General features: G+C 71.4%; 11 protein-coding genes. 3 read left to right on the top strand and 8 right to left on the bottom strand.

Translation table 11 applies throughout. From position 1 onward, the window contains the following. Positions 1–88: 88 nt before the first annotated feature. The 4 genes from glpK to ACZ52C_RS18800 form a co-directional block, all read right to left on the bottom strand. Complete coding sequence (gene glpK, locus ACZ52C_RS18815; protein WP_469075792.1) at positions 89–1,609, bottom strand: glycerol kinase GlpK; 1,521 nt, start codon at positions 1,607–1,609, stop codon at positions 89–91. Between the two features lie 46 nt (positions 1,610–1,655). Beyond that, a complete protein-coding gene (locus ACZ52C_RS18810) occupies positions 1,656–2,441 on the bottom strand; it encodes an MIP/aquaporin family protein (RefSeq protein WP_469075791.1) in 786 nt (261 codons plus the stop codon). 378 nt (positions 2,442–2,819) lie between these two features. Next, positions 2,820–4,010 (bottom strand): lipid-transfer protein, encoded by a 1,191-nt coding sequence (locus tag ACZ52C_RS18805; RefSeq protein ID WP_469075790.1) that lies wholly within the window; start codon positions 4,008–4,010, stop codon positions 2,820–2,822. Continuing rightward, entirely contained in the window at positions 4,007–4,432 is a 426-nt protein-coding gene (locus ACZ52C_RS18800) for a Zn-ribbon domain-containing OB-fold protein (RefSeq protein ID WP_045557324.1), read from the bottom strand. The genes ACZ52C_RS18805 and ACZ52C_RS18800 overlap by 4 nt, the downstream gene beginning before the upstream one ends. A gap of 261 nt (positions 4,433–4,693) precedes the next feature. Here ACZ52C_RS18800 and ACZ52C_RS18795 point away from each other — a divergent pair, with 261 nt between their 5' ends. Continuing rightward, entirely contained in the window at positions 4,694–5,230 is a 537-nt protein-coding gene (locus tag ACZ52C_RS18795) for an NUDIX domain-containing protein (RefSeq protein ID WP_469075789.1), read from the top strand. Between the two features lie 48 nt (positions 5,231–5,278). Here ACZ52C_RS18795 and ACZ52C_RS18790 read toward each other — a convergent pair whose 3' ends face one another. Beyond that, positions 5,279–7,645: a glycoside hydrolase family 31 protein gene (locus tag ACZ52C_RS18790; protein ID WP_469075788.1), complete on the bottom strand. Its 2,367-nt coding sequence runs from the start codon at positions 7,643–7,645 to the stop codon at positions 5,279–5,281. Positions 7,646–7,858: 213 nt separating this feature from the next. On the opposite strand from ACZ52C_RS18790, the gene ACZ52C_RS18785 reads away from it, so the two are divergent. Further along, a complete protein-coding gene (locus tag ACZ52C_RS18785) occupies positions 7,859–9,826 on the top strand; it encodes an acetoacetate--CoA ligase (protein ID WP_469075787.1) in 1,968 nt (655 codons plus the stop codon). Positions 9,827–9,905: 79 nt separating this feature from the next. Next, a complete protein-coding gene (locus ACZ52C_RS18780) occupies positions 9,906–10,814 on the top strand; it encodes a hypothetical protein (protein ID WP_469075786.1) in 909 nt (302 codons plus the stop codon). 63 nt (positions 10,815–10,877) lie between these two features. On the opposite strand, the gene ptsP is transcribed toward ACZ52C_RS18780, so the two are convergent. The 3 genes from ptsP to ACZ52C_RS18765 form a co-directional block, all read right to left on the bottom strand. After that, on the bottom strand, positions 10,878–12,548 hold the full coding sequence (gene ptsP, locus ACZ52C_RS18775) for a phosphoenolpyruvate--protein phosphotransferase (protein WP_469075785.1): 1,671 nt from the start codon (positions 12,546–12,548) through the stop codon (positions 10,878–10,880). Between the two features lie 77 nt (positions 12,549–12,625). Next, the gene (locus ACZ52C_RS18770; RefSeq protein ID WP_469075784.1) at positions 12,626–13,075 is read right to left on the bottom strand and encodes a PTS sugar transporter subunit IIA; all 450 of its coding nucleotides are present in this window, start codon (positions 13,073–13,075) and stop codon (positions 12,626–12,628) included. A gap of 248 nt (positions 13,076–13,323) precedes the next feature. After that, positions 13,324–13,507: hypothetical protein (locus tag ACZ52C_RS18765; protein ID WP_469075783.1), on the bottom strand; the 184-nt coding region annotated here is incomplete at its 5' end.

The raw sequence follows: 13,507 nt of genomic DNA, 5'->3' as shown, positions 1-13,507 counted from the left end.
GCCGTGGCTTCATGGGCACGCGCGCGGGGCCCCGTTCGACGCCGCCGACGCCGTACGCGCGCGTGGGTCTCGCCTTCGGCTCGCGTCCTCAGCTCGCGTCGTCCTCGTGCCAGCCGAGGCTCTTCTCCACCGCCTTGCGCCAGTTGTGGTACTCGCGGTCCCGCACGGAGGCCTCCATGGCGGGCGTCCACTCGACGTCCCGCTGCCAGTGCGACTTCAGCTCGTCCAGGTCGTTCCACACCCCCGTCGCGAGACCGGCGGCGTACGCGGCCCCCAGGCACGTCGTCTCCGAGACGCGCGGCCGGATCACCGGCACGCCCAGGACGTCCGCCTGGTGCTGCATCAGCAGGTTGTTCTTGGTCATGCCGCCGTCGACCTTGAGCGTCGTGATGGTCACGCCCGAGTCCTGGAACATGGCGTCCACCACCTCCCGCGTCTGCCAGCTCGTCGCCTCCAGCACCGCGCGCGCGAGGTGCGCCTTGGTGACGTACCTCGTCAGCCCGGTCACGACACCGCGGGCGTCCGAGCGCCAGTAGGGGGCGAACAGGCCCGAGAAGGCGGGCACGATGTACGCGCCGCCGTTGTCGTCGACGCTCGCCGCCAGCGGCTCGATCTCGTCGGCGCTGCGAATGATGCCGAGCTGGTCGCGGAACCACTGCACCAGAGCGCCCGTGATCGCGATCGACCCCTCCAGGCAGTACACCGGCGCCTCGTCGCCGATCTTGTACCCCATGGTGGTGAGCAGCCCGTTCTTCGACGGCACGGGCCGGTTCCCGGTGTTGAGCAGCAGGAAGCTCCCGGTGCCGTAGGTGTTCTTCGCGGTGCCCACGTCGTAGCAGGCCTGCCCGAACACCGCCGCCTGCTGGTCGCCGAGCGCCGAGGCGACGGGGACACCGGCGAGGGGGCCCACGGCGGTGCCGTACACCTCGGCGGAGGACCGGATCTCCGGCAGGACCGCCTCCGGCACGTTCATCGCGGAGAGGATCGAGGTGTCCCACTGGAGGGTCTCCAGGTTCATCAGCATGGTGCGTCCGGCGTTGGTGACGTCGGTGACGTGCCGGCCGCCGTCCGTGCCTCCGGTCAGGTTCCAGATCAACCAGGAGTCGATCGTGCCGAACGCGATCTCGCCGCGCTCGGCGCGCGCTCGCAGCCCCGGCACGTTGTCGAGCAGCCAGGCGGCCTTCGGCCCGGAGAAGTAGCTGGCCAGGGGCAGACCGGTCTGCTCACGGAAGCGGTCCTGCCCGTCCGTGCCGCCGAGTTCGTTGCACAGCGCCGAGGTACGGGTGTCCTGCCAGACGATCGCGTTGTGCACGGGCTTGCCCGTGGCCCTGTCCCACAGGACCGTCGTCTCCCGCTGGTTGGTGATGCCGAGCGCGCTGATCCGGTCCGCCCGCAGGCCCGCCTTCGCGATGGCCCCGGCGACGACCGCCTGCACCTTCGACCAGATCTCCGTGGCGTCGTGCTCCACCCATCCCGGCTTGGGGAAGATCTGACGGTGCTCCCGCTGGTCGACGGCCACGATGGCGCCGCCCTGGTCGAAGATGATGCAACGGCTCGAAGTGGTGCCCTGATCGATGGCGGCGACGTACTTCTGGGCGTTGTCCGGCATGACATCCCCTCACGTCTTGCGTCGATTCGCGTCTTACGGCGGTGCGTCAGAAGGCTGCGTTGTAGACGAGGCCCGCGAGGACCCCGCCGACCAGGGGGCCGACGACCGGGATCCAGGCATAACCCCAGTCCGAGGTGCCCTTGTTGGGGATCGGCAGGAAGGTGTGCACGATGCGCGGGCCGAGGTCGCGGGCCGGATTGATGGCGTACCCGGTGGGCCCGCCCAGGGAGAGGCCGATACCGACGACCAGGAACGACACCAGCAGCACCGAGATGCCGGAGCCGTAGATCCCGGCCTCCTCGCCGGGGATCTGGCCGATGCCGATGCCCGTGTTCCGGCCGAAGGCGAGGATCGGCAGGACCAGGGCGACCGTCGCGATGATCTCCGTGATCAGGTTGGCGACCGGGTTCCGGACCTCCGGGATGGTGGAGAAGATCCCGAGGGTCGGTGTCGGTTCGTCCGCCGTGCCCTCCGTGGTGCCCTCCTTGCGGACGTTCGCCTGGAACTGCGCGAGATAGACGAGATAGGCCAGAACGGCGCCGAGCATCGCACCGACCAACTGGCCGAGCAGATACACCCAGACCTTGTCCCAGACCCCCGTGTCGACCGCGATCCCGAGAGTGACCGCCGGGTTGAGGTGCCCACCCGACAGGGGAGCGGCGGTGTAGGCGCCCGCCAGCACGGCGAAGCCCCAGCCGAACGCGATGACGATCCAGCCCGACGCCCTCGCCTTCGAGAACCTGAGAGTGACGGCGGCGCACACACCGGCGCCGAAGAGAATCAGGATCGTCGTACCGATGACCTCACCGACGAATATGTCTCCGTTGCTCATGGCGGCTCCTAGGCCCCGGCCCGGAGCGATCGGCCCCGGACCTCCGTGACGAGCGTGCCGTCGCGGCCGCATCACCCGTGGGGGATGGCCTGTTGCAGGCGGGGAGCCCGAGCGGCGCGGTGCACAAAGACGCCCGAATCCGGCGATGCCGACCGACACCGGAAGTGTTCACCGGTACCCAGGGGGCGTCAAGAATCCGCACAACAACGGTTGAAGGCGCCTACGGGGCGCACACGTCGGCGCGAACGGCCCGGTCGGCCCAGCGATCGCCGGCCGGGCGCTTCCGGAGCTGTCCCCTCGACGCATCCCGAGCCGATGTGGATCACGTGAGCGCGGTCACCGCACCGCGATCACCGCACCCGCGGTACCACCCTTCGGTCACCGCACCGCGATCACCGCGGACCCGTGCCCGAACAACCCCTGGTTCGCACTGACCCCCACCCGCGCCCCCTCGACCTGCCGGTCCGTCGCCTCTCCCCGCAACTGCCGGACCAGCTCGCACACCTGGGCGATCGCCTGCGCCGGAACCGCCTCCCCGAAGGACGCCAGCCCTCCGCTGGAGTTCACCGGTGTCCGGCCTCCAGGCGCCGTCACGCCGTCTCGCAGCAGCTTCGCGGCCTCGCCCGCACCGCACAGCCCCAGATCCTCGTACCACTGCAATTCCAGCGCCGTGGACAGGTCGTAGACCTCGGCGAACGAGAGGTCTTCCGGCCCGACCCCCGCCTCCTCGTACGCCGTGCGGGCGATCGACGCCCGGAACGTCTCGTCCGGCGGCGCCACCGCGACAGCCGAGTCCGTCGCGATGTCCGGCAGGTCCAGCACCGTGTTGGGATAGCGGGGCGTCACCGTGGACACCGCCCGTATCCGCACCGGCTCGGCCACGCCGTGCCGTCGCGCGAAGTCCATGCTGGACAGCACGAGCGCCGCACCCCCGTCCGAGGTCGCGCAGATGTCCAGCAGCCGCAGCGGATCGGCGACGACGGCCGACGCCGCGACCTCCTCTGCGGTGACCCGCTTGCGATAGCGCGCGTACGGATTGAGCGCCCCCATCGCGGAGTTCTTCACCTTGACCCGCGCGAAGTCCTCCGGGGTGTCCCCGTGCACCGCCATCCGCCGCCGCGCGTACAGCCCGAAGTACGTCGGATTGGTGGCTCCGAGGATCCGGAACCGCAGCCAGTCCGGATCGTCCGCCCGCTCCCCGCCCGCCGGCCGGAAGAACCCCTTCGGAGCCGCGTCCGCACCCACCACCAGCACCACGTCCGCGAGACCGGCGAGGATCTGGGCCCGGGCGGTGCCGACCGCCTGCGCCCCGGACGCGCAGGCCGCGTACACGCTCGTGACCCGGGCGCCCTGCCAGCCCAGCGCCTTCGCGAAGGTGGCCCCCGCCACATAGCCCGGATAACCGCCCCGGACGGTGTCCGCGCCGACGATCGAGCCGACGTCCCGCCAGTCGAGCCCCGCGTCGGCCAGCGCCGCCCGCGCGGCCACCGTGCCGTACTCGACGAAACTCCTGCCCCACTTGCCCCACGGGTGCATGCCCGCGCCCAGCACCGCCACCTCGCCCGTCATGCCCTCACCCCCGTCGGCCGCCACTGCCAGGTAGTCCAGACCGTCTCCGCGTCCTCGTTCAGAACGCCGGGGACGACCTCCACCTCCATGCCCACCGCCAGATCGGCGACGGTGACCCCGGGAACCGCCTGCCCCAGCACCACCAGACGCTCTTCGGCCAGTTCCACAGCGATCAACGCGTACGGCTCCCACGGAAGTTCCGGATCGGACACGTAGGGTGACGGAGGCCGGTACCGGCCGTCCGTGTACGACCACACCCGGCCCCGGCGCGACAGCGGGACCTCGCGCAGCTCACCGCCCGGACAGCCCGGATTGCGGCAGAAGACGTCCGCACGCGGGAAGAACACCGAGGCGCATGCCGAACAACGCGTGCCGAGCAGCCGAAAATCCTCGCCCTCCCCGGTGAACCAGCCCGCGACCACAGGTGTGCTACTCCGCGCCAAGGCCCCTCCTAGGGTTCAGATCTGATGAACCGTCAGGAGTCTGGCACGGGCATCCCGAATTGGGCAGGCCCCGGGAGAACCAACGAGCCGCGCCCGGCGTCGGAGTATCCGTGAGGGCCGGCCGGGGCCCACGGGGGTGGTTCCGGCCGGCCCTCACCCGTACCGGCGTAGTCGGCGGCATGGCCTTCATTGAGCCGCCCCGACGAGACGACCAGCAGATGATCGGATACAGTCCGCCGCGTGTCCGCGAATCAACACCCACCCGCCAACTCCGCACCCGACTCGCATTGTTCGAGCTGCGGAGCGCCCTACGGAGAGGGCGTTTCCGGCTGGCCTCGCACCTGCGAGACCTGCCGGACAGTGGCCTACCGCAATCCGCTCCCCGTCGCGGTGGCCCTCCAGCCCGTGTACGACACCCAGGGCACCGCCCTCGTGGTGATCACACGGACCATCGCCCCCGCGCGCGGGGGCACCGCCCTGCCCGGCGGCTTCATCGACCACCGGGAGGACTGGCGGCACGCCGTCGTCCGTGAACTCAAGGAGGAGACGGGCATCTGCGTGGCCGACCGCGACGTGCGCCTCGCCGACGCCATGAGCTCGCCCGCCGGTCATCTGCTGCTCTTCGGGCTCCTCCCGGAGCGCCCGGCCGCCGGACTCCCGGCGCCCGTCCCCACCGACGAGACGGAGGGCTGGCACCTGCTGCGCAGACCCGCCGAACTCGCCTTCCCGCTGCACACCCTGGCCGTCCAGGCGTTCTTCGACGGCCGCTACATCTGAGCCACAGACGGCCGCTACATCTGAGTCACATCCGAGCCGTATCCGGGCTCACTCCCGGTCGAGCCCGCGTACCCGCACGGGACGCGTGGGCTCGACCGGACCCTCGTCCCCCTCCCGCTCCACGACCAGCCGCGGCCCCTCCCAGCGCGCCGTGTACTGCTCGACCTCCGGCTCGTCCCAGCCGTCGCCCGCGTCCGGCACCACGAGCCCGCCCCCCGTCCGCCCGCGCGCGGGTGCCCACACCTCCAGCTCCAGGCCGCCGTCGGCGCCCAGGACCGGCAGCACGGCACCCGCGCGCGCGAGTACCGGGACACGCGAGAGCGGCGCCTCCACCACGATCTGCCCCGGCCCCTCGTACGCCCGCCCGGTCGCCGTGTCGTACCAGCGCCCCCGCGGCAGCCGCACCGCACGCCGGTCCACGCCCGGCTCCAGCACCGGCGCCACCAGCAGACAGTCACCCAGGAAGAACGCGTCCTCGCAGTCGCGCAACGCCCGGTCCTCGGGCGCGCCCCACCACAACGGGCGCGCATAGGGCGCCCCCGTACGGCGCGCCAGATGAGCCAGCGTCATGAAATAGGGCGACAACCGCCGCCGTTCCAGGAGCGCCACGCGCGCGTGCCCGACGATCTCGTCCCCGAACTCCCACGGCTCCCGCCGCCCCGCCCGCAGACTCGCGTGCGTCCGGAACAGCGGCAGATACGCGCCGAGCTGGAACCACCGCAGATACAGCTCCGGCGACGGACTCCCGTCGAACCCGCCCACGTCCGGCCCCGAGTACGGCACCCCGCACAGCCCCAGCCCGATCACCAGCGCGAGCGACGCCCGCAGCCCCGGCCAGCCCGTCGCCACGTCCCCGGACCACGTCCCGCCGTAACGCTGCACACCGGCCCACCCGGACCGCGAGAAGACGAACGGCCGCTCCTCGGGCACCAACTCACGCAGCCCCTCGTACCCGGCGCGGGCCATGCAGAGCGCGTACACGTTGTGCGCCTCGCGGTGATCACCGCCCCGGCCGTCCAGGTCGTGCCGGGCCGACCGGGGCAGAGTGTTCTCCCCGAACGCCGTGAACGACGTCGGCTCGTTCATGTCGTGCCAGAACCCGGCGAAGCCCTGCGCCAGCCGCTCCGCGTACAGACCACCCCACCACGTGCGCGTACGCGCACGTGTGAAGTCCGGGAAGACCGACTCGCCGGGCCACACGAGTCCCTCCACGACCTTCCCGCCGGCGTCCCGCACGAACGCGTCCTCGGCCGTCCCGCTGTCGAACACCGCGTCGCCCGGCCGCGCGCCGACCGCCGCGTCGACGATCGACACCAGCCGGATCCCCTCCCGCCGCAACTCCTCGGCGAGCACCGGCAGCTTCGGGAAGTTCTCCGTGTCGACCGTGAAGACCTGATGGGCGTCGTAGTGGTCGATGTCCAGATGGATCGCGTCGAGCGGCAGACCGTGCTCCCGGTAGCCGGCGACGATCCGCCGCACCTCCTGCTCGCTCCCGAAGCCCCACCGCGCGTGATGATGGCCGAGCGCCCACGCGGGCGGCAGCGCCGGAGCCCCCGTCAGCGCCGCCCAGGCATGCAGCACGCGCGCGGGGGTGCCCACTATCACCCAGCAGCGCAGCGGCCCGCCGTCCATCCGCAGCTCGGACGTGCCGGCCCGGTCGTGCCCCGACCCGGCGCCCTCCTCGCCCTCGCGCAGCGTCACCGTGCCGTCCCACGTGGTGTCGTGGAACACCAGATGCGTCGCCGCGTCCGCCACCACCATCTGCACCGGCATCGTGATGTACAGCGGATCGTCGCCCGGTGCGAACGTATGACCGGGGTCCGTGTTCCACAGCCGATACGTCCCGTCCCGCAGCCGGGGCCCCGACGCCCGTCCGCCCAGACCGAAGAACCGCGCGTCCGCCGTCACCTCCGAGCGCTGCACCCACCGCGCCTCGCCGCCACCGACCGGCTCCCACCAGCGGGGCGGCAGATCACGCCGCAGGACCACCCCACCGGGCGTACGCACCTCCACGGCACCGTGCCGCGACACGACGACCGTCACGCGCTCGGCGACGACCCGCCAGGCGCCGTCCTTGTCCGGCTCCAGCACGGCCCGCGGATCCGGCTCGGGACACCGGCCCGCCAGCGCGTACGACGGCTCCGGCCCGGCCCCGTCCCAGCCCCAGAAGACCGCGCCGTGCACATCGACGGTCACCCGCAGCTCGGATCTGCCGAACCGGACGATCCCGCCACCGGGCCCCGGCTCCACCCCCACCACCGGCCCCGGCACCCTGGCACGCTCGGCACCCCGCGTCGGCAGGGCGGCGGCGTCGACACGCCTCCTGCGCCATGCGGCCCGCACGGTGCGCAGCCCCTGCGCCACCCCCGCCGAACCGATCGCTTTCACCGAACGCACCAGGTCACGACCGTTCATGTGGCTCACCATGCCATCGACCGGCCGATTCGTGTGAACCGTTCAACTTCCGTTCACCCATGGTGCCGTCACATGTTCATGTCGCCGCCCGACAGCGGCTCACCCTGGTGCGGAAGTCGATCACATGGCATCGTCCGTGTCAGCCGCGTCACGCGCACACCCTCGCCGTGCGCGTCCGACGCACACCACGCGCACAGTCCCGGGAGCCGCCCCATGACCTCAGCGAACCCCTCGCCGCTCTGGCAACCCGACGCGGAACGCATCGACCGCGCCCAGATCACCGCGTTCCAGTCCTGGGCGGCCGAACACCACGGAGCCCCCGCCGAGGGCGGATACCCGGCCCTGCACCGCTGGTCGGTCGACGAACTCGAGACGTTCTGGAAGGCCGTCACGGAGTGGTTCGACGTACGGTTCTCCACCCCCTACGCGCGCGTGCTCGGCGACCGCACCATGCCCGGCGCCCGATGGTTCCCCGGCGCCACCCTCAACTACGCCGAACACGCCCTCCGCGCGACCGACGCCCGCGCCGACGAACCGGCCCTGCTCCACGTCGACGAGACCCACGAACCACGACCGGTGACCTGGTCCGAGCTGCGCCGCCAGGTCGGCTCCCTCGCCGCCGAACTGCGCGCCCTCGGCGTACACCCCGGCGACCGCGTCAGCGGCTACCTCCCGAACATTCCGCAGGCCGTCGTCGCCCTCCTCGCCACAGCCGCCGTCGGCGGCGTCTGGACCTCCTGCGCCCCCGACTTCGGCGCCCGCAGCGTCCTCGACCGCTTCCAGCAGGTCGAACCCGTCGTCCTGTTCACCGTCGACGGCTACCGCTACGGAGGCAAGGAACACGACCGCCGCGACACCGTCGCCGAACTCCGCCGCGAACTGCCCACCCTGCGCGCCGTGGTCCACATCCCCGTCCTCGGCACCGAAACCCCCGAGGGCGCCCTGGAATGGTCCGCCCTGACCTCGGCGGACGTGACCCCGACCTTCGAACAGGTCCCGTTCGACCACCCCCTGTGGGTGCTCTATTCCTCCGGCACCACCGGCCTCCCCAAGGCCCTCGTCCAGTCCCAGGGCGGCATCCTCGTCGAACACCTCAAACAGCTCGGCCTGCACTGCGACCTCGGCCCCGAGGACCGTTTCTTCTGGTACACCTCCACCGGCTGGATGATGTGGAACTTCCTCGTCTCCGGCCTCCTCACCGGCACCACCGTCGTCCTGTACGACGGCAGCCCCGGACACCCGGACACCGGCGCCCAGTGGCGCGTGGCCGAACGGACCGGCGCCACCCTCTTCGGCACCTCCGCCGCCTACGTCATGGCCTGCCGCAAGGCCGGTGTCCACCCCGGCCGCGACCACGACCTCTCCCGCGTCCGGTGCGTCGGCACCACAGGCTCCCCCCTCCCGCCGGACGGCTTCCGCTGGCTCCACGACGAGGTCCGCGAGGACCTCTGGATCGCCTCCGTCAGCGGCGGCACCGACGTGTGCTCCTGCTTCGCGGGAGCCGTCCCCACCCTCCCGGTCCACATCGGCGAACTCCAGGCCCCCGGCCTCGGCACCGACCTCCAGTCCTGGGACCCCAGCGGCAAACCCCTCGTCGACGAGGTCGGCGAACTGGTCGTCACCAACCCCATGCCCTCCATGCCGATCCACTTCTGGAACGACCCCGACGGCACCCGCTACCACGACAGCTACTTCGACACCTATCCCGGTGTCTGGCGCCACGGCGACTGGATCACCCTCACCTCCCGGGGCTCCGTCGTGATCCACGGCCGCTCCGACTCCACGCTCAACCGCCAAGGCGTGCGCATGGGTTCGGCCGACATCTACGAAGCGGTCGAACGCCTCCCCGAGATCAAGGAATCCCTCGTCATCGGCGTCGAACAGCCCGACGGCGGCTACTGGATGCCCCTCTTCGTCCAACTCGCCCCGGGAGCGACCCTCGACGAGGCCCTCCTCGCCCGCATCAAGCGCACCATCCGCGAACAGCTCTCACCGCGGCACGTCCCCGACGAGGTCATCGAGGTCCCCGGCGTCCCGCACACCCTCACCGGCAAACGCATCGAGGTCCCCGTCAAACGCCTCCTCCAGGGCACCCCACTGGAGAAGGCGGTCAACCCCGGCTCCATCGACAACCTCGACCTCCTGCGCTTCTACGAGGACCTCGCCCGCAGACGGGCCTGACCCCTTCCGGCGACCCGTTGTCAGTGCCCTCGATTACTGTGAGTGAGCATTGATCGACCGTTCGCACAGGGGGAGCACCATGGCACGCACCGACCACCAGAGCATGCGACGCGTCCTGCGCCGCGAGATCGCGGGCACCATCGGCCTGCTGGCCGACGAACACGACTTCACCGCCATGCGGCGCTACCGCAGCTTCGCCTTCGACGACCACCCGACCTACCTCCGCCAAGTGGAAGCCCTGCTCAGGACCCTCGCCGCGCAGGGCAACCACACCACGGTCGCCCTCTTCGACCCCGAGGAGTACGCCGCGTTCTGCGCCGACACCGGCCTCGAACCGGACACCCCCTCCAGCCGCACCCGCTTCACCGCCGAACTGGCCGCGACCGGCGCCGCCCTCCCGTACGAGGGACAGCCCCTCACCGAACTCGTCCCCGACCTGATCGACGAAGCCGTCCGCCTCGCCACCTGGGAATACGCCACCACACGCCTCGCCCAGATCGGCGACTGCGCCTCCTGCGGCGAGGACATCGGACGCGCGGCCTTCTCCCGCGCCATGGACCTGCTCAAGCGCATCCTCGACACCGCCGGCCCCGGCGAACGCCACCTCGTCTGCAGCGTCTCGGCCGAACCCCAGCCCCTGGCCGCCGTCCTGCACGCCGACCGGACCACCGAAGGAGCCACCCGGCTCGACGAGTCCGAAGCCCTGGAGTTCGCCACCGTCCTGGCCCTCGGCATCGCCACCCGCTGTCCGGGCGGACTCGTCATGCGCACCACCGGCCCCGACCGGACCGACCGCGTCTACGGCTGGCGCCTGCGCGGCGACGGCCTCGCACCCCTCACCGCCGGTGAGGTCTTCGACGCCTACTGCACCGACATGGAATCCGGAGACCTCGTCTCCCCGGAGTCCGGCGTCGACTACTGCACCCCGCCCGATCTGGGGGACGACCTCGCCGAGGGAGGCCGGGACACCCGGGGCCACACCCACTGAACGGGCGAGGGGCGCCCCACCCGAAGGTGGAGCGCCCCTCGACGCCCGCCGATGGCCGCGCAGCTACTCGCCCGACAGCACCGCCTGCGCCGCGCCACGCGCCTCCTCGGCCGTGTCCGCCGCCCGCGCGGCCGCCGCCGCCCGCTCGCACTGCGCCAGCGTGTACTTCGCCAGGTTCGCCCGCACATACGGGATCGACGCCGCACCCATGGACAGGGAGGTGACACCCAGACCGGTCAGCACACACGCGAGCAGCGGATCCGACGCCGCCTCACCGCAGACACCACAGCTCTTGCCCTCGGCCTTCGCCGCCTCGGCGGACAGCGCGACGAGGTCGAGCAGCGCCGGCTGCCACGGGTCCTGCAACCGCGACACCGCACCCACCTGCCGGTCGGCCGCGAACGTGTACTGCGCGAGGTCGTTCGTCCCCAGCGAGAGGAACTCGACCTCCTGAAGGATCGACCGCGCCCGCAGCGCCGCCGACGGGATCTCCACCATGGCACCGAACTTGGCCCGCAGCCCCGCCTCACGGCACGCGTCGGCGAACGCCTTCGCGTCCGTGCGGTCCGCCACCATCGGCGCCATGACCTCGAGATGGACCGGCAGACCCTCGGCGGCCTTCGCGAGCGCCGTCAGCTGTGTCCGCAGCACCTCGGGGTGGTCGAGCAGCGTCCGCAGGCCACGCACACCGAGGGCCGGGTTCGGCTCGTCGGCCGGCGTGAGGAACTCCAGCGGCTTGTCGGCCCCCGCGTCGAGCACCCGCACGACCACCCGCCCCTCGGGGAAGGCCTCCAGCACCTGGCGGTACGCCTCGACCTGCTTCTCCTCGGACGGCGCCGCCTTGCTGTCGTCCAGGAAGAGGAACTCGGTCCGGAACAGCCCGACCCCCTCGGCCCCGGCCTCCACGGCCGCCGGCACATCAGCGGGGCCGCCCACATTGGCCAGCAGCGGAACCCGGTGCCCGTCGGAGGTCGCGCCGGGCCCGCTCGACGCGGCCAGCGCGGCCTTCCGCGCCGCCGCGGCGGCCTCCAGCTCGGCCTTCTTCTCCGCACTCGGGTTCACGAAGATCTCACCGGTGCTGCCGTCCACGGCGATCACCGTGCCCTCGGCGAGTTCCCCGGCCCCCGGCAGCGCGACCACGGCCGGCACCCCGAGCGCCCGCGCCAGGATCGCGCTGTGACTGGTCGGCCCGCCCTCCTCGGTCACGAAACCGAGGACGAGCGTCGGATCGAGCAGCGCCGTGTCCGCCGGCGCCAGGTCACGAGCGATGAGGACGTACGGCTCGTCGCTGTCCGGCACCCCCGGCATCGGAACCCCGAGCAGCCGGGCGACAATACGATTCCGCACGTCGTCGAGGTCGGCCACGCGGCCCGCGAGGTACTCACCCGCTCCGGCCAGCAGCGCCCGATACGCGGCGAAGGCGTCGTAGACACCACGCTCCGCCGTGCTCCCCACGGCGATACGTCGCTCCACATCCGCCATCAGCTCGGGGTCCTGGGCCATCAGCGCCTGGGCCTCCAGCACGGCCTGGGCCTCACCACCGGCCAGATTGCCGCGCGCCATCAGATCGGCGGCCACCGCGTCCACGGCCTTGCGGGCACGTCCCTGCTCGCGCTCCGCGTCCTCCGCCGGAATCTGCTTGGCGGGCGGCTCCAGCACCGCCGTTCCCATGTGCCGAACCTCGCCGATCGCCACACCGTGGCTCACACCGACGCCTCGCAGCGTTGTCTCCATCTCACCTGTCTCCGTTAGTGCGGCGGGTCCCGCCGCCGCGGTGGTTGTGGAACTTGCGATCCGATACGGCCGCGAGGTCACCGCCAGCCGAAGAGCGTGTCGCCCCCCTTGACCTCGCCGTCCTCGCGGAGCTCGATGAGGGAGTCGGCTGTGGCCTCCAGCGCCACCACGGGGCAGATCGGCGACTTGCCAGTGGCCTCCACGGCGGCGGGGTTCCAGCGCACCACGGCCTGACCGCGTCGCACGGTGTCGCCCTTGTTCACGAGCAGTTCGAAGCCCTCACCGTTCAGCTGCACGGTGTCGATACCGAGGTGCGTCAGCACACCGTGCCCCTCGCCGTCCACCACGACGAAGGCGTGCGGATGCAGGGAGACGACGACCCCGTCGACGGGAGCGACGGCGTCCCCCGCCTCACGCACGGGGTCGATCGCCATGCCGGGGCCGACCATCGCCCCCGAGAAGACGGGGTCCGGTACCGCGGCCAGTCCGATGGCGCGTCCTGCGAGCGGGGACGTCACGGTGGTCATGGGAAGCCTCCCAGGTGGGGATCTATGAGGACACCGTCCCGCTGTCCCGGGACGGCGCGCTGAGCAGCAGGGCAGGTCGGTTGACGTACCCGTTCCGCACCATAGCTCCGCATGAGAGGTCTAGACCACCCCTGCAAGCGATTTGCACGGGCTCAGCGGCCCGATGTAGAGTCGTAGACCTGCCTCGGGGCGAGCGGCACTTTGTGTCCGACCCCGGCAGCACCGAACTCGTTCAGATCGTTCAGATCCTATCCCGGGATCATCTTCTGCATGCCTGCAGGACGGTGGTCAGGGGGCCGGAAAAACACTGATAGAGTTTGGAACACCGGAGGGAAGCGCCCGGAGGAAAGCCCGAGAGTAGCTTGGGTGAGTACAAAGGAAGCGTCCGTTCCTTGAGAACTCAACAGCGTGCCAAAAATCAACGCCAGATAT

The sequence above is a fragment of the Streptomyces sp. NPDC034049 genome, from assembly GCF_055575575.1.
The sequence above is the reverse complement of the archived record's forward strand: the minus strand, read 5'-3'. Positions and strand labels throughout refer to the sequence as shown.

Excerpts from the sequence above, each read along its gene's own strand:
- glpK (WP_469075792.1), bottom strand. The coding sequence starts at position 1,609 with ATGCCGGACAACGCCCAGAAGTACGTCGCCGCCATCGATCAGGGCACC.
- ACZ52C_RS18810 (WP_469075791.1), bottom strand. The coding sequence starts at position 2,441 with ATGAGCAACGGAGACATATTCGTCGGTGAGGTCATCGGTACGACGATC.
- ACZ52C_RS18805 (WP_469075790.1), bottom strand. The coding sequence starts at position 4,010 with ATGACGGGCGAGGTGGCGGTGCTGGGCGCGGGCATGCACCCGTGGGGC.
- ACZ52C_RS18790 (WP_469075788.1), bottom strand. The coding sequence starts at position 7,645 with ATGAACGGTCGTGACCTGGTGCGTTCGGTGAAAGCGATCGGTTCGGCG.
- ACZ52C_RS18785 (WP_469075787.1), top strand. The coding sequence starts at position 7,859 with ATGACCTCAGCGAACCCCTCGCCGCTCTGGCAACCCGACGCGGAACGC.
- ACZ52C_RS18780 (WP_469075786.1), top strand. The coding sequence starts at position 9,906 with ATGGCACGCACCGACCACCAGAGCATGCGACGCGTCCTGCGCCGCGAG.
- ptsP (WP_469075785.1), bottom strand. The coding sequence starts at position 12,548 with ATGGAGACAACGCTGCGAGGCGTCGGTGTGAGCCACGGTGTGGCGATC.
- ACZ52C_RS18770 (WP_469075784.1), bottom strand. The coding sequence starts at position 13,075 with ATGACCACCGTGACGTCCCCGCTCGCAGGACGCGCCATCGGACTGGCC.